Source organism: Gemmiger formicilis, from assembly GCF_018784445.1.
Lineage (GTDB): Bacteria > Bacillota > Clostridia > Oscillospirales > Ruminococcaceae > Gemmiger.
In genome coordinates, this window is the sequence record NZ_WQOH01000014.1 from 208,762 (window position 1) to 223,817 (window position 15,056).

Sequence of the window (15,056 nt, forward strand, 5' to 3'; positions counted from 1 at the left end):
CGGAAAAATACAAAAAAGCACATCTGCACCAAAAAAACAGATGTGCTTTTGTAATAGACAAAGAAAAAAACGACTGGACCGTAAGCCGGGTTCTGTATCAAACGACGATCTATCTTGTCCTTGCGTCACCGCAAGGCTCACGCCATCACCGGGACGCGCGAGACTCCGCATAATGTCCCATACGGATGTTGCTTCGAGCAGGGTTTACATAGCCGCAAAGTCGCCAGTGCGCTGGTGAGCTCTTACCTCGCCTTTCCATCCTTACCGCTTTCGCGGCGGTTTCTTTCTGTTGCACTATCCCTGGGGTCGCCCCCGGCTGCCGTTAGCAGTTACTCTGTCTCTGTGAAGCCCGGACTTTCCTCAGGCAGCCCTTGCGGGCTGTCCCGCCGCCGTATGTTCCACTCGTTTTCTAAAAAAGTATAGCATATTTACAGCGCCTTGGCAAGCAAAAGTTACAACAGCAACCGCAGAACCAGCAGCGCCGTCACCCCGGGCACGCCTAAAACACCCGCGCAGAAGGCTGTAAAACGGGTCAGCGGCAGCGCAATCCCCGTTACGGGTTCCAGCAGCCCCAGCACGGCCAGCGCCCCTAGCCCGCAGACAGCCCCGGCCAGCAAACTGCGCACGCCGTGCCGCTGGCGGGCGGCGCACCGCACCACGGCCAGTACGCAGATGCCCGCAGCGAGGAAGGGCCAATACTCCGTCATAGGTTCTCCCGGTCTGTGCGCAGTATGCGCAGCAGTGCCCGCCAGCGGCACAGCAGGGCAGCGTGCTGGTAGGTCAGCTGCTCGATATAAAAGGGGTCCTGCGCTTCTTTAAAGGCTCGCTCGTTGGCGTGCAGGGCCTGCACGGTGGTTTCCAGCTCGGCCCTGGCGGCGCGGCGCTCCCGCTCAGCTTTGCTTATGCGTCTGAACATAAGGCCCCTCCGTCACAGCAAAATGCAGATCAGGCCGTCGCAGCCCTCGTTGATGATGCGTTCCAGCGTCTGCTGCAGGCGGGCGCGGGCTTCCTGCGGCATATGCAGCAATTTTGCCTGCACACCCTCGCTGACAAGCTCGTTCAGGCTCTTGCCGAAGATATTCGTGCTCCACAGCTTGCCGGGGGCGGTCTCAAAGTCGGAGAGCAAGCTCTTGATGAGCTCTTCGCCCTGCTGCTCGCTGCCGACGGTGGGCGAAAGCTCGGTGTGGATATTCGCCCGTATGATGTGCAGACTGGGCGCACTGGCGGAAAGCCGCACGCCGTACTGCCCGCCCTGGCGCACAATCTCCGGCTCTTCCAGCGTCAGCTCGTCGATGCCCGGCATGACGATCCCGTACCCGGTGGCTTCGACCTGGTCGAGGGCGGATTTGATCTTGTCGTAGGCGCGCTTGGCCCGGGCCAGGCTGACGACGCAGGGCAAAAGGCTGGCTTCGTCCACGATGTCCAGCCCGGTCTGCTCACCAAGGATTTTGTAAAAGATATCCGGGGCCACTACGGCGTTGATGCCCACACTGCCGCTGGCAAGGTCCATGCCGGTGAGCGACGCGGATGTGATATACTCGCACCCCAGCTGAGGGCGGCGGCCTGCCAGGTCGGCCATTTTGTGTACCGAGGCGGCAAATTCCAGCATGGCTGTATAGATGGCGCTTTGCAGCCAGTGGCCACTTTCCAGCATCGTGACCCAGCCGGGCATCCGCACGGCGATCTCCCGGATGGGAAACTCGTACAAAAGCGTCTGCAAGAGTGAATCCAGCGTCTCAACGGTCATCGTCGTGCAGTTCAGCGGCACAACGGCGTGGGCGTAGCGCTCAGCCAGTTCAGTGGCGAGGCGGCGGGCGTCGTCACTGTCTGGCTCGGCGCAGTTGAGCAGGATGACATAAGGCTTGCCGCTGTCGTTCAGCTCGGCAATGATGCGCCGCTCGGCGTCAAGGTAGGCTTCCCGCGGCAGGTCGGCCACTGAGCCGTCCGTCGTGACGACCAGCCCGATGGTGGCGTGCTCCCGGATGACGCAGCGGGTGCCGGTTTCGGCTGCCAGGTCAAAGGGGACTTCGTGGTCGAACCAAGGGCTTTTGACGAGGCGCGGGGCCTCGTTTTCCTCGTGTCCGAGGGCACCGTCTACCATGTAGCCGACGCAGTCGATGAGCCGCGCTTTGAAACTGCCGCCGCCCGAAAGGTCGATTTTGACGGCTTTTTCGGGGATGAACTTTGGCTCGGTGGTCATGATAGTGCGCCCGGCGGCGGATTGGGGCAGCTCGTCGTGGGCGCGGGCGCGTCGGGCTTCGTTCTTGATGCGGGGCAGCAGCATCAATTCGGCAAAGCGCTTGATAAAGGTGCTTTTTCCGCTGCGCACCGGCCCCACAACGCCAAGGTAGATATCCCCGCCTGTGCGCTGGGCAATGTTGTGGTAAATTTGCTCCTGTGTCACGGATGTTCCCCTCCTTTACAGCGCAGCCGGTATCAGCAGGCAGGCGGCGTCGGCCGTGGTCTCCCGGGTCGGCTCGCTGCTTTCCAGGTGGTTGGCGGCGGCCAGGTCCCGAGCGCGGGCGTGGTAGCGCTTGGCAATGTCAAAGATACGCTCCCCTTGCTGGGCATAGTAGATGTAGAGGGCCGGGCTGTCGCTGTCATCGTAGGCCTCGCCCAGCTCCACGCCGCACAGCGCATCAAAGCTCTGTGCCTGCAATAGCGCACCGTTGACTTCGATTTCCAGATCGACCCGCAGCCGGGCACCGTTTTTACTGCTGGAGACCCGCACGACGGACGCCCCCACGCTGGGCCAGGCGGCATCGGCCGCACCGGGCCACAGGCCGCCGGGCTGCCAGCTGAAAGTTTTGTCATAGCAGGTCAGTTCGCCCCGGGCATCGCTGATGAAAACATGGGCGGTCCCCTTGCCCGACAGCCGCAGATGCGTTTCGGCCTTGTCGCCCTCGGCGGGCGCAGCGCAGAGCGCACCCAGCGTCACAAAACAACCCAGGACCGTGCCGTCGGCGTCGGGCAAATCATCCTCAATACTGATGGGGATGCGGCCTGCAAGCGCTGTGGTTTGCTGCAAAAGGCGGCAGACGGTTTGCACGGTCTGGGTCTTGCAGAGCGTGGAGTAGGCGTCCGCCACGACGCTGTACTGCACGCTGCGCCAGACCTCGACGCGCAGTTTCCAGGTGACGGTGAGGGCGGCCTCCCCTGCGCCGTCGTCGGCACTTAAAGTGCAGGCCAGCACCTCGCCCCGCACAAGGGCGGTGTCGTCCTCGGCGGCGCCGGGCAGTTCCAAATTCTGCTGGATGGGTAGCTCCTTGCTGCGCACGGTCAACTCGCCGCTGTCAGCGTTCTGGCTGCAAATTTGTATCTGCAAAGTGCCCTGCACACTGGCTTGCCCGGTGGCAAGGGTCACGCCGCCAGGGGCAAAGCTGCCGGTGATGTCCAGAACGCTCTCCCCTGCACCGGGCAGTGCGGCGACGGTCTCGGCGGTCAGGGTCTTTTCCTCGGTCACGGCGCACTGCAGGCCCTGCATCGTGCGGGTGTACTGCTCAATGCCGCAGTCGGCCAGTGAGGTCAGCAGCTCCAGCTCTTTGCGCACGGCTACGGCGGCACACAGGATGTACGCCCCGCGCAGGTCGATACGGTGCTCGCTGACGGCGCGGCAGTTACAGTATTCCGGTTCGCCCCAGACCTGCGCCGGACCCTCGGCGTACTGCCCGGCGGGCAGCTCGACCGATTTTTCAAAGGCAAATTTCTGTTCGGTGCGCAAAAGGCGCATGCCGGGTTCCTCGCTCTGGTAAAAGACCGTGCAGCGCAGGTAGCCCTCCACCTGCCAGCGCCCGCCCGCCACCCGGTTTTGCAGCACCACCGGCGCAATTAGACACTTGACAATCTTGAATACTGCGGGCAGATAGTCGGGTATCAAAATTTCGGTTTCGACAGGAAGTTCCAGCCGCGTTTCCCAGCGACCGCCATAGGATGCTATGGTGTCTTTGAACACCTTGAGTTCCATATTGCTTGCCCCTTTCCGGTTATGTTCTGGGGCATTATATGCGGCGGGGCAAAAAAATAGCCCCTGCCCGGGTACAGGCAGGGGAATTTTTCAAACTTCAGACCTTGAAGGCTGCGCGCAGGAGCCAGCGGAAGGCGCGCGGGCAGCGGACCACGACCACATGCATGGCATACACCTCACTTTCCATGTCTGTGTACGCCATACTATGCGGGCGGCGGGTCAGGTGTTACGCATCGTCGCGGGTCAGCACCACAACGCCGGTGCCGCCGCTGCATTGCAGGCGGGCGGTCTCGGCGACAAATTCATTGCTGACGCCCAAAGGATAATCGGCGGTCAGCTTCGCGTTTTCCAGCGGGTAGAACGCACCGCGGATGGCAAGCCCGGTGAGCTGGCCTTCCAGCGGGAACACCGAGACGTACTTCCAGTCGCTGCGGTGCAGCTCCATCGGGGTGTTCGGCACAAGGAAATGCAGCTCACTCCGCTCGTTCGCAAGCAGGACCTTCACGCCGTTTTTGGCAAGGTACAGCCCGGTGGCAAGGTTTGCCAGCGTATGTTCCAGCCGGGCACCGCCCAGGGCACCCAGCAGGGTGATCTCGTCATAGCCATGTTCCAGCAGCCAGCGGGCAGCGTACTGGGTGTCGGTGTCGTCCTTCACATGGGGCAGCACGATCGTCTCGTGCTCGGCCTTGGGGCGCGGGGCAGAATCAAAATCGCCAACGATCAGATCAGGCCGCAGGTCAAGCCGCTCGGCGTTGCGGTAGCCCGCATCGCAGGCTACAATGAAATCCCCAGGGCGCACATAGCGGCCCACGGCGGTGGATACCGGCACGGCGGAAAGGATAATGGCACGTTTGCTCATTTTTCCCACTCCTTTCGTGCGCTGGCTTCCTCGTACATGGCAAGGTAGCTGGCATAGCGTGTTTTGCTGATGGTCCCCGAGTCCACGGCCTCACGCACGGCGCAGCCGGTCTCGCTGCGGTGGGAGCAGCCGGTGAACCGGCACTGGCCGAAGTAGGGCGCAAATTCCGGGAAGGTATGCTGGATATCATCCTTGGGGATGCGGCAGAGCTTTTGCGCTTCCAGGCTGGCAAAGCCCGGTGTGTCGGCCAGACGGCCGCCGCAAATCTCAAAAATCTCCACCTCGCGGGTCGTGTGACGGCCACGGCCCAGCTTTTGGCTGATAGACCCGGTCTCGCGCTTCAGCTCCGGTGCCAGTGTGTTTAACAGTGTGGATTTGCCCACGCCGGAGTTGCCACAGAAAGCGCACAAATGCCCCTGGATATACCCGCGTATCTTGTCCAGTCCTTCGCCGGTTTCGTAGTTCAGCTGTATCAGCGGGATGCCGCTGCCTGTGTAGGCGGTGCGCAGCATATCCGCAGCGGCCAAGTCGGCCTTGGTCACGACCAGCACCGGCTGCACATCCTTGTAGATGGCGGCGGCGGCCAGTTCGTCCAACACCAAGGTGCTGGGCACAGGCTGGGTCGTGCTGGTGACGATGAACAAAATATCCAGGTTGGCGATGGGCGGACGGATAAAGACATTCTTGCGCGGTAAAATCTCATCAATCATCGTGCCATCGGCGGACAGGGCCACGTTATCCCCCGCCACCGGCGTGATGCCCCGCTTGCGGAAGATACCGCGGGCTTTGCATTCCACGATGCCGTCCGGCGTTTTTACATAGTAAAAGCCGCCGATGCCTTTTGTAATATAAGCCATGGTTCCCTCACTTGTCAGGCGATGGGATTGCCCTGGGCGTCGCACTGCTGGCCGTTCTCGTTCCACATCGAGCCATCGGTGTGCTGGGTGATCTGGTGGCTGCCGTCAGCGCTCCACCAGGTGCTCTCCTGGATGCCGCCGTCACCGCCGGAAGGCGTTTCCGGCTCGACCGCGGCCTCGGGGATACCGGTGGAAACGACCAGCGTGATAACGCTGGACTTGCGCACCATTGTACCGGCATCGGGAGACTGGCTCAGAACCGTGCCCTCGGGCTGCTCGCTGGGCTGCTCCACCGTGCGGATGGACAGATTCAGACCCTTGACCTCGTTGCGGGCTTCCTCAATGGTCTTGCCGGTCAGGCTCGGGACCTGGCTCTCCTTGGCAACCTCGGAACGGCTGACATACAGGATGACCGTAGTGCCGCCCTCGACCGTCTCACCGGAGGAAGGCTGGGAGTAGACGACCGCGCCGTTGGCGACGGTGTTGTCGGACATGGGCTTCTTCGTCACGCGCAGACCCATATCCTTCAAGGTCTGCTCGGCATCCTCGGCGACCATGTTCTTTGTCTCGGGGATCGTGACATACTGGGTGCCCAGGCTGACCGTCAGCACGATGCGCTGCTTTTCCTTCACGGTACGCCCGGCCTTGGGAGTCTGGCGGATGATGGTGCCCGCCGGTTCGCTGGAATATTCCTCCGGGAACTCGGCACGCAGCAGGCTGTTGTAGTCGGTGGCAAGGAACTCGTCCTTCGTCATGCCCACAAAGCTGATGATCTGCACGTCGGCACGGTTGGAGAACAGCAGGTTGCTGGAATTGGTGAAAATCAGATAAATCAGAATGGCCGCACCGATGACGAACGCCACGGCCATGCCGAAGAAAATCGGGAAAAGCGAGAAGCCCTTGGAGGCTTTCTTCTTCTTTTTGCCGGACTTGCTGCGGCCCGGGTTAGCGGTGCCCACTCGGCGGGCGTCGCCGGTGCGGATGTTGGCGGCTTTTGCGCCGGGCTTGGCACTGTTTACCACGCGGTTGATGTTCCTTTCAGGGTTATCTTCGGCATTGCGGTACTCATACTCAAAGCGGATGGAGGGATTGCGCTTGAACTCCTCAATGGCGTCCAGCATTTCCTGGGCACTCTGGTAGCGCTTGTCAGGATCCTTTTCCATGGCTTTTTCGGTGATCTGGCGCAGACCGGCCGGGGTGTTGGGGGCAATTTCCGCCAGCGGCTTCGGCTTCTCGGAAATCTGCATGATGGCAATGGACACTGCGCCGTCGCCGTCAAAGGGCAGGCGGCCGGACAGCATCTCATACAGCATGACACCGACGGAGTAGATGTCGGTGCGGGCGTCGGTGCGCTCACCCTTGGCCTGCTCGGGGCTGATATAATGCACTGAGCCGATGGCTTTGTCGCTGACGGTCTGGCTCTGTGCGCGGGAGAAGCGCGCAATGCCGAAGTCCATCATCTTGATGGAGCCGTCCGCCAGCAGCATGATGTTCTGCGGCTTGACGTCGCGGTGGATGATGCCCTTGGAGTGGGCGTGCTGCAAGGCGCTCAAGACCTGGGTGGCAAAGTGTACGACCTCTTTCCAGGTCAGGGCACCGCCGCGCTGCTTGAGATATTCTTTCAGCGTGATGCCGTCCACATACTCCATGACGATGTACTGCAATTTGTCGGTGACAGATACATCATAGACCTTGACGATATTGGGGTGACTGAGGATGGAGATGGCCTTGGACTCGTTCTTGAAACGGCGCACCAGTTCCTCATTGTCAAGAAATTCTTCCTTTAAAACTTTGACGGCGATCCGGTTGCCGGTTTTCAGATCGGTGCCGCGGTAAACATTGGCCATGCCGCCAACGCCCACCAGGCCTTCGATCGAATACCGGCCGTCCAGCCGCTTGCCAATCAGATTATCCATTGTTGACCTCCGTAGTTTCCACGCCCATGAGCAGAACCGTAATGTTATCCTGACCGCCCGCCTGCAGGGCGCGGTCTACCAGAATGCTCGTTGCATCAAAGAAAGGTACCTCACGCAAAACCTGCGCGATATCTTCATCCGACACCATGTTGGTCAAGCCGTCGGAACACAAGAGAAGAATGTCGCCATCCTCAATCTCGCAGCGGTTGTACTCCGGCACGATGTTGGCCGAGACACCCAGCGCGCGGGTGATGAGGTTTTTCTGCGGGTGGATGGCCGCCTGTTCCCGGGTGATCTGGCCGCTGTCCACCAGCTGCTGCACCATCGAGTGGTCGCGGGTGATCTGCCGCAGCGACCCTGCGTGGAACAGGTATGCGCGGGAATCCCCGGCGTGTACCACATGGGCCAGTCCGCGGCTGGCGTAGGCGCAGACACCGGTGGTGCCCATGCCCTGCATTTCCGGGTCAGAGGTGGACTTTTCATACACGGCGCGGTTCGTGATATCAAACCCGCGCATGATGAAGGTCTTTTCCATGCCCGGCTGCAGGGCTTTCATGTGGCGGGCAAAATACTGCTGCATGGTGTCGGTGGCAATACGTGCGGCAATGCGCCCACCGTTGACACCGCCCATACCGTCGCAGACGATGCCCCAGGCGGTGCCGCCTGCCAGCTGCTGCGCACAGTAGTTGTCCTGATTTTCCTGCCGGCAGCTGCCGATGTCCGTGATCGCGGCAATCTTCATTCAGGTTGGTTCCTTTCCGTTGCTAAAAGCAAGACTTATTTTCCCTGTGCATCCTCGCGGCGCAGCTGGCCGCAGGCGGCACTGATATCGGTGCCCAAGCGGCGGCGCACCGTGGCGTTGACGCCGAGCGCTTCCAGTTCTTTCTGGAAGCGGTGGACATTGGCATCATCCGTGGCAGAATAAGGGCTGCCGTCCACCGGGTTGATGGGGATAAGGTTGACGTGTGCGCCCATGCCCTTAATAAGGTTCGCGAGCTTCTGCGCCATTTCGCTGCTGTCGTTGACGCCGCGCACCATCGAATACTCAAAGCTGATGCGGCGGCCTGTCTCCTTCTGGTAGCGGCGGCAGGCGGGAATGAGCTGTTCCAGCGGGAACGCATCGTTGACCGGCATCATGCCGGAGCGGGTTTGGTTGTCCGGTGCGTGCAGCGAAACGGACAGCGTTAATTGCAGGTGCCGCTTTGCCAGCTCGTCGATTTTCGGCACCAGGCCGCAGGTGGACAGGCTGATATTGCGCATGCCGATGTTGACACCTTCCGGGCAGGAGATGATCTCCAAAAAGTCCATCACATTGTTGAAATTGTGCAGCGGCTCCCCGATGCCCATTAAAACGATGTGGGAGACGCGCTCACCAGAATCTTTTTGCGCGGTGTAAATTTCCGAGGCAATCTCCCCCGCCGTCAGGTCGCGCACACGGCCCGCCTGGGTAGAGGCGCAGAACCGGCAGCCCATGGCACACCCGACCTGGGTGGACACACAGACAGTATTGCCGTATTTGTAGCGCATCAGAACAGTTTCGATGCAGTTTCCGTCGGCCAGCTGCAAAAGGTACTTGACCGTGCCATCCTTGGATTGTTGGCGGCGGCGGATGGAGGGTGCGGCAATCGTACACTGCTCCTCCAGCGCGGCCAGCAGGGTTTTGGGCTGGTCGGTCATCTGGGCAAACTCGGTCACGAGCTTCTGATGCAGCCATTTAAAAATCTGTTTGGCGCGGAATTTCGGCTGACCCAGCCCCACGATGTAAGCTGTCAGGGCGTCCAGCGTCATATCCGAAATGCAGATCCTTTCGCTCATGCAGGGTCGCCTCCTTTTTATAATAACGAATTTTGTGTCACTTTCGTTCCAGGATGGCGACAAAAAAACCGTCCGTCCCGGTCTTGTGGGGCAAGAACAGCGTGCCCAGCGGGCCGATATCCGCCCCGGGCAGGGCTGTTTCCGGCTCCACCACATGGAAATCCGGGTTGGCGGAGAGAAATTTCTCCACCTGAGCCTGGTTCTCCTTATAATTGACTGTACAGGTAGAATACACCAAACGACCGTTTTCGGCAAGTGAATCGGCCCCATTTTGCAGGATTTTTTGCTGCGTGGCGAGAAGATTCTCTATCCCGTCCAAATCCTTGTACCGAATGTCCGGCTTTTTGGCGATAACGCCGAGGCCCGAGCACGGCACATCACAGAGCACCCGGTCGAATTTCGGCCAGCCGGGGTTATGCCTGGTGGCGTCGTTTTCCACCGCCACGGCACAGGTCACGCCGCAACGGTCAAAGGATCTCTGCAAAAGCGGCACGCGGGTGGGGACAAACTCCCCGCTGACCAGCTGGCCCTTGTCCTGCATGGCCTCGGCCAGCGTCAGGCTTTTGCCGCCCGGCGCAGCGCAGAGGTCAAGCACCTGCTGGCCGGGTTTGGCATCCACACACAGCGCGGCAAGCTGGCTGGCAAGGCCCTGTACGTGGAAAAGCCCTTCTTTAAAGGCCGCGCTTGCGGCGGGCGAACCGGCAAACTCTATCACCAGCGCCCCGGCCCAGGGGCCGGGCGTTACGGTATGGCCCTCGCTTTGCAGCAGCGCTGTCAGCGCGGCGTCGTTGGTGCGCAGGGTGTTCACGCGGATGGTCGTTTTCGGCTTGTCGTAAAAGGCAGCGGCCAGCGGGAAAGCCTCCTCACCGAACTGCTCATAAAACAGCTGCGCTACCGGGCGGGACAAGCAGTAGTACGTTGCCAGTCGGTCCAGCGGGTCGGCAAATTCGCTCTCGCAAACTTTGGCGGAAGCGGCGCGGCGCAGCACGGCGTTGACCATGCCCGCAGCGCTGGCCTTACCCAGTGCCTTCGTCAGCTTGACCGATTCATTCACGGCGGCGGGCAACGGCACATTCATGTACCGCGCCTGGGCCAGCCCCGCCCGCAGCACAGCGCGTACCGGCGCGTCCAGCTTGTTGACAGGCTTTTTCGTGAATTGATTTAAGATGTAATCCAGCAACGGTAGGCGTTCCAGTGTTGTATAGAAAATACGCGCAGCAAAGGCGGCGTCGCGGCCATCCAGGGGCGGCGCACACTTTTTCAGCTCAGCGTCCAGCACCAGGTTGGCGTAACCGGCCTGTTCCTGGTGCATCAGGGCCTTGACGGCCAGACGGCGCGGCGTCACAGGCTGTCCCCCGCTTTCAGGCGGCGGCCTGCGGCCCAGGCAGTGCCCGCCATCGGCTTGCCGCCCTCGGGCGTCACCGTCAGTAGAGCGACCGCACCATTTGCAGCGGCAATCGTCAGCGGCTTCAGGGCCAGCACCGTGCCGGGGGTGGCGTTCTGGGCATTCTCGGCCAGACGGCATTCCAAAACTTTGATGCGCTTGCCGTCCTGCTCAAACCAGGCGACCGGCCAGGGGTTCATGCCGCGCACCCAGTTGTGGATGTGGGCGGCGTCCTGCGTGAAATCAAAACGGGCCATGTCCTTCGTCAGCGGCGGGGCCATGGTAGCCTGGGCGTCATCCTGCTTCTGCGGGGTCAGCTCCCCTGCCTTAATTTTTTCCAGCGCCGTCACCAGCGTTTTCGCGCCCACGGCGCTGACACGGTCAAACAGTTCGCCGCTCGTCTCCTCGGGGTCAATGGCGACCGGTTCCACCATCAGAATATCGCCGGTGTCCAGTCCTTCATCGAGCTGCATGATGGTCACACCGGTCCCGGCATTGCCATTTAAGACAGACCATTGGATGGGCGCGGAGCCTCGGTATTTCGGCAGCAGCGAGACGTGCAGGTTGATACAGCCGTACTTGGCCGCGTGCAGCAGCTGTGGCGGAATGATGCAGCCGTAGGCCACAACAACGATGATGTCGGGGGCCAGCTCTTTAATGACATCGTCGGACGAACCATCCCGCAGAGTGCGGGGCTGATACACCGGAATGCCGCGCTCCATCGCCAGCTGTTTGACCGGCGGGGCCGTTAAAATCTGCTTGCGGCCCACCGGCTTGTCGCGCCGGGTAAAGACGGCACAGACCTCGTGCCCGGCCCCCAGCAGGGCGGCCAGACTTTCGGCGGCAATGTCAGGGGTGCCCATGAACAGGATGCGCATAAATCTTAGTCCTCGTTTTCCTCAGGGTAATCGTCCTCATAGAAATGCTCGGCCAGGTCCATGATGGTGATGCCGTCCAGGTGATTGTTCTCGTGCTGGATGCAGCGAGCCAGCATATCGTCGGCCTCCATTTCAAACCATTCGCCGTGGCGGTCCTGGGCCTTGACCTTGACATGCTTCGAGCGCTTGATTGCGCCGTTATGCCCCGGGAAGGACAGGCAGCCCTCATACAGCTCGACCTGCTCGTCGCTCAATTCGAGGATTTCAGGGTTGATGAACTCGATGAACTTGTATTCGTAATTCTCGGGAACTTCCTCGGGCAGGTCGCGGTCGTCCAGGCAGATGAAAAGGCGGCGCATCATGCCCACCTGAGGGCCGGCCAGGCCCAGGCCGTTGGCGGCCAGCAGGGTTTCCTTCATGTCGTCGAGCAGAGTGCCCAGGCGGTCGTCAAACTTCGTGACCGGGCGGCAGACTTTTTTCAGAATCGGGTCGCCGTCCTGTACGATGGTACGCAGTGCCATAAAAATAACCTCCAAATGTTATAAATCACCGTCAGAATTGAAATCGAGTACCACGGACGCTTTCTGCGGCAGCTTTTCGGCGTCGTAGGCGTCCAGTGTCTCATGCAAAAGCCCGCGGAACGCTGCATCGTTGCGGCATTTCAGCGTGAGCTTGTAGCGATATTTGTTGTTGAGCATCGTAATGTTCATTGGTGCAGGGCCTAAGACCCGCAGCGGGATATTCGGCTTTTGCGCGGCGTGCTGGGCCAACAGTGCGCCAAACCGCTGCGCTGCGATGAACACCGCACCCTCCTGGTCGCCGACAAAGCCGACGACCACAAACGAGCAGAACGGAGGGTAGAGACCAAACCTGCGGAAGGTGATTTCCTCCCGGTAGAAGCCCTCGTAATCCTGGGCTGCGGCCAGCTGCAGAACCGGGTGGTCCGGTACGCAGGTCTGGATCAGCGCCCGGCCCGGCAGTTCGGCTCGGCCGCCGCGCCCCACGACCTGAGTAATCAGGCTGAACACGCTCTCATACGCGCGGAAGCCCTGACCGAACAGCAGTGAGTCGATACCCAAAACACCCACCAGCGTGACCTTTTCAAAGTCAAGGCCCTTGGCCACCATTTGGGTGCCAAGCAGGATGTCGTACTCCTGCCGCGCAAACTGGGCCAGCATCGTCTCGTGGGCGTCCTTACGGGCGGTCGAGTCCTGATCCATCCGCAAAATGCGGGCATCGGGTAAAAGCTCGGCCAGCTCTTCCTCCACCCGCTGGGTGCCAAAGCCGCTGTAATTGATCTTACCGCCGCACTCGGGGCAGGTCTGGGGCAAGGGCTGCATGGTGTGGCCGCAGTGGTGGCACATCAGCGCCTGCTGCGGTTTGTGGTAGACCAGCGGCACGCTGCAATTCGGGCATTTCAGCACATGACCGCAGGTGGCGCACATACCGATGGTGCGGTAGCCGCGCCGGTTGAGCAGCAGAATACTCTGTTCGCCGTTGTCAATGTTCTCCCGCAGCTCCCGCGCCAGCCGCACGCTGACCTCGCGGGGGTTGCCCGCGGCCAGCTCGGCACGCATATCGATGAAATTCACGCTGGGCAGCGGCCGCCCGCCGTAACGGTGGGTCAGCTGCACCAGCTGCAATTTGCCGCTCTCGGCGGCGTGGTAAGTCTCGGTTAGCGGCGTGGCCGAGGCGAACAGCAACAAGGCGTTCTCCATCACGGCGCGCTTTTTGGCAACGGCGTGGGCGTCATAGCGCGGGGCGGATTCACTCTGGTAGGTGTGCTCCTGTTCCTCGTCCATGATGATAAGCCCCAGGTTTTGCAGCGGCGCAAAGACAGCGCTGCGCGTACCTACGACGATATCGGCGTTTCCCTGTTGGATCATCCGCCATTGCAGCAGCCGCTCGGTGTTGTTGAGGGCCGAGTGCTGCACGGCCAGGCGGCTGCCGAAGGTAGACTTGAGCCGCCGTATCATCTGCGGCGTCAGGCTGATTTCCGGCACCAGTACCAGTGCGCGGCGGCCCAATTCCAGCGTGCGTTGGATGAGCTTTAGAAACACGATAGTCTTGCCGCTGCCGGTCACGCCGTGTAAAAGTGCCGCGTGGGGCTTGAAATCCTCTAAGTTTGGCAGCAGATCGTCAAAAACCTGCTGCTGTTCAGGGGAGAGCTCCAACGGCTGCGGGTCAAAGGGGATGGCCGCAAACAGGTCAAGGGATTTGTCCTGTTCGGCGGCGGTCAGCACGCCCTTTTTCACAAGGCCGTCCAGCGTCGCCTTGGAGATGCCCACCTCGTCCAGCTGTCGGGCAGTCAGGGGGCCGCTTTTCAGTGCTTCCACGGCGGCCAGCTGGCGCGGGCCGGGCTTCGGCTTTTCGGGCAGCTCCCCCGCCAGCGTGTACAGCCGCTCGGTCGAGCGGCGCAGACGGCTCTGCATGACGTGCTTACCGTCCACGACGGCAGGGCGGTACTGCGCACCGTAAGGGATTACCGCTTTGACGGCCTCGAACCAGGTGCAGAAGGTGCGCTCTTTCAAAAAGCGCACCAGCTCCAACAAATCCGGCGTCAGGCGAGCGTCCTCGGGCGCGGCGTCGTACAGGATTTTCAGCCGCTTGGGGGCGTCAGCCCCGTCCACTTCCTCCACAGCCAGCACAACGGCCATCCGGGCTTTGTCACCCCGGCCAAACGGCACCAACACCATGCTGCCGGGAAAAACCCTGCCGACCAGCTGTGTAGGAATGGTGTAGGAATACAGCCGGTCAAAGTGGATGTTCGCGTCGTTTACGGCGGCTTGGGCAAGTGTCAGCGTCATTCGTCGCTGCCGTGCTGCAGCTTGAACTGGATAATGGAGTAGAGGCTCTCGGCGCAGGAGTCGACCTCGACGTTGACAACGTGCTCATCATAGTTGACGGAGTTCGCAATCTCGGTCTCGGCACGTTTCAGGCGGCGCTGGATGGTCTCCTCATCCTCGGTGCCGCGGCAGCGCAGACGGCGTTCCAACTCCTGCATATCCGGAGGCAGCACAAAAATCGTGGTGGCACCGGGGTACATTTTTTTAATGTTGCCGGCACCCTCGACCTCAATGACCAGAATGACCGGGATACCCAGCTTCATGCGGCCCTCGATCTCGCTGCGCAGCGTACCGTAGTAATTCTCGCAGTATTTGGTATGCTCTACGATCTGGTCATGCGCCAGATGATCCTCAAAGTCCGCTACCGACATAAAGTGGTAGTTGATGCCGTCCTTCTCGCCCTCGCGCGGGGTGCGGGTGGTGGCGGAGACGGTGTGCTGGATTTCCGGGTGCTTTTTCAGCAGCGCGGCCACGACGGTATCCTTGCCAGTGCCGGAGGGGCCGGAGACAACAAACAGATATTTTTCACCTTTCATC

Annotated in this window: 14 protein-coding genes and 1 other RNA gene; all 15 read right to left on the reverse strand. The window is 60.9% G+C overall.

Features of this window, described 5'->3' with window-relative positions; all coding sequences use genetic code 11:
* Positions 1 to 66: 66 nt before the first annotated feature.
* Positions 67 to 405, reverse strand: an RNA gene (gene rnpB, locus GPK89_RS06005) — RNase P RNA component class A.
* Between the two features lie 47 nt (positions 406 to 452).
* Complete coding sequence (locus GPK89_RS06010; RefSeq protein ID WP_215692007.1) at positions 453 to 707, reverse strand: pro-sigmaK processing inhibitor BofA family protein; 255 nt, start codon at positions 705 to 707, stop codon at positions 453 to 455.
* Positions 704 to 916, reverse strand: a complete 213-nt coding sequence (locus tag GPK89_RS06015) for a hypothetical protein (RefSeq protein ID WP_215692008.1) — start codon at positions 914 to 916, stop codon at positions 704 to 706. The genes GPK89_RS06010 and GPK89_RS06015 overlap by 4 nt, the downstream gene beginning before the upstream one ends.
* 12 nt (positions 917 to 928) lie before the next feature.
* Entirely contained in the window at positions 929 to 2,404 is a 1,476-nt protein-coding gene (gene spoIVA / locus GPK89_RS06020) for a stage IV sporulation protein A (RefSeq protein ID WP_215692009.1), read from the reverse strand.
* 15 nt (positions 2,405 to 2,419) lie between these two features.
* On the reverse strand, positions 2,420 to 3,964 hold the full coding sequence (locus GPK89_RS06025) for a DUF3794 and LysM peptidoglycan-binding domain-containing protein (RefSeq protein WP_215692010.1): 1,545 nt from the start codon (positions 3,962 to 3,964) through the stop codon (positions 2,420 to 2,422).
* 226 nt (positions 3,965 to 4,190) lie between these two features.
* Positions 4,191 to 4,823 carry a thiamine diphosphokinase gene (locus GPK89_RS06030; RefSeq protein WP_215692011.1) on the reverse strand — a complete coding sequence of 211 codons (633 nt, stop codon included), beginning with the start codon at positions 4,821 to 4,823 and terminating at the stop codon, positions 4,191 to 4,193.
* On the reverse strand, positions 4,820 to 5,680 hold the full coding sequence (rsgA, locus tag GPK89_RS06035; protein ID WP_215692012.1) for a ribosome small subunit-dependent GTPase A: 861 nt from the start codon (positions 5,678 to 5,680) through the stop codon (positions 4,820 to 4,822). The genes GPK89_RS06030 and rsgA overlap by 4 nt, the downstream gene beginning before the upstream one ends.
* 14 nt (positions 5,681 to 5,694) lie before the next feature.
* On the reverse strand, positions 5,695 to 7,596 hold the full coding sequence (gene pknB, locus GPK89_RS06040; RefSeq protein ID WP_215692013.1) for a Stk1 family PASTA domain-containing Ser/Thr kinase: 1,902 nt from the start codon (positions 7,594 to 7,596) through the stop codon (positions 5,695 to 5,697).
* The gene (locus GPK89_RS06045) at positions 7,589 to 8,338 is read right to left on the reverse strand and encodes a Stp1/IreP family PP2C-type Ser/Thr phosphatase (protein WP_215692014.1); all 750 of its coding nucleotides are present in this window, start codon (positions 8,336 to 8,338) and stop codon (positions 7,589 to 7,591) included. The genes pknB and GPK89_RS06045 overlap by 8 nt, the downstream gene beginning before the upstream one ends.
* 35 nt (positions 8,339 to 8,373) lie before the next feature.
* The gene (gene rlmN, locus GPK89_RS06050; protein WP_215692015.1) at positions 8,374 to 9,411 is read right to left on the reverse strand and encodes a 23S rRNA (adenine(2503)-C(2))-methyltransferase RlmN; all 1,038 of its coding nucleotides are present in this window, start codon (positions 9,409 to 9,411) and stop codon (positions 8,374 to 8,376) included.
* Between the two features lie 37 nt (positions 9,412 to 9,448).
* On the reverse strand, positions 9,449 to 10,756 hold the full coding sequence (gene rsmB / locus GPK89_RS06055; protein WP_346344838.1) for a 16S rRNA (cytosine(967)-C(5))-methyltransferase RsmB: 1,308 nt from the start codon (positions 10,754 to 10,756) through the stop codon (positions 9,449 to 9,451).
* Entirely contained in the window at positions 10,753 to 11,673 is a 921-nt protein-coding gene (gene fmt, locus GPK89_RS06060) for a methionyl-tRNA formyltransferase (RefSeq protein ID WP_215692016.1), read from the reverse strand. Before fmt ends, rsmB begins: the two co-directional genes overlap by 4 nt.
* 5 nt (positions 11,674 to 11,678) lie before the next feature.
* Positions 11,679 to 12,194 (reverse strand): peptide deformylase, encoded by a 516-nt coding sequence (def, locus tag GPK89_RS06065; protein WP_215692017.1) that lies wholly within the window; start codon positions 12,192 to 12,194, stop codon positions 11,679 to 11,681.
* A gap of 18 nt (positions 12,195 to 12,212) precedes the next feature.
* Positions 12,213 to 14,480 carry a replication restart helicase PriA gene (gene priA, locus GPK89_RS06070; RefSeq protein WP_215692018.1) on the reverse strand — a complete coding sequence of 756 codons (2,268 nt, stop codon included), beginning with the start codon at positions 14,478 to 14,480 and terminating at the stop codon, positions 12,213 to 12,215.
* A complete protein-coding gene (gene gmk / locus GPK89_RS06075) occupies positions 14,477 to 15,055 on the reverse strand; it encodes a guanylate kinase (RefSeq protein WP_215692019.1) in 579 nt (192 codons plus the stop codon). The genes priA and gmk overlap by 4 nt, the downstream gene beginning before the upstream one ends.
* Position 15,056: the final 1 nt, after the last annotated feature.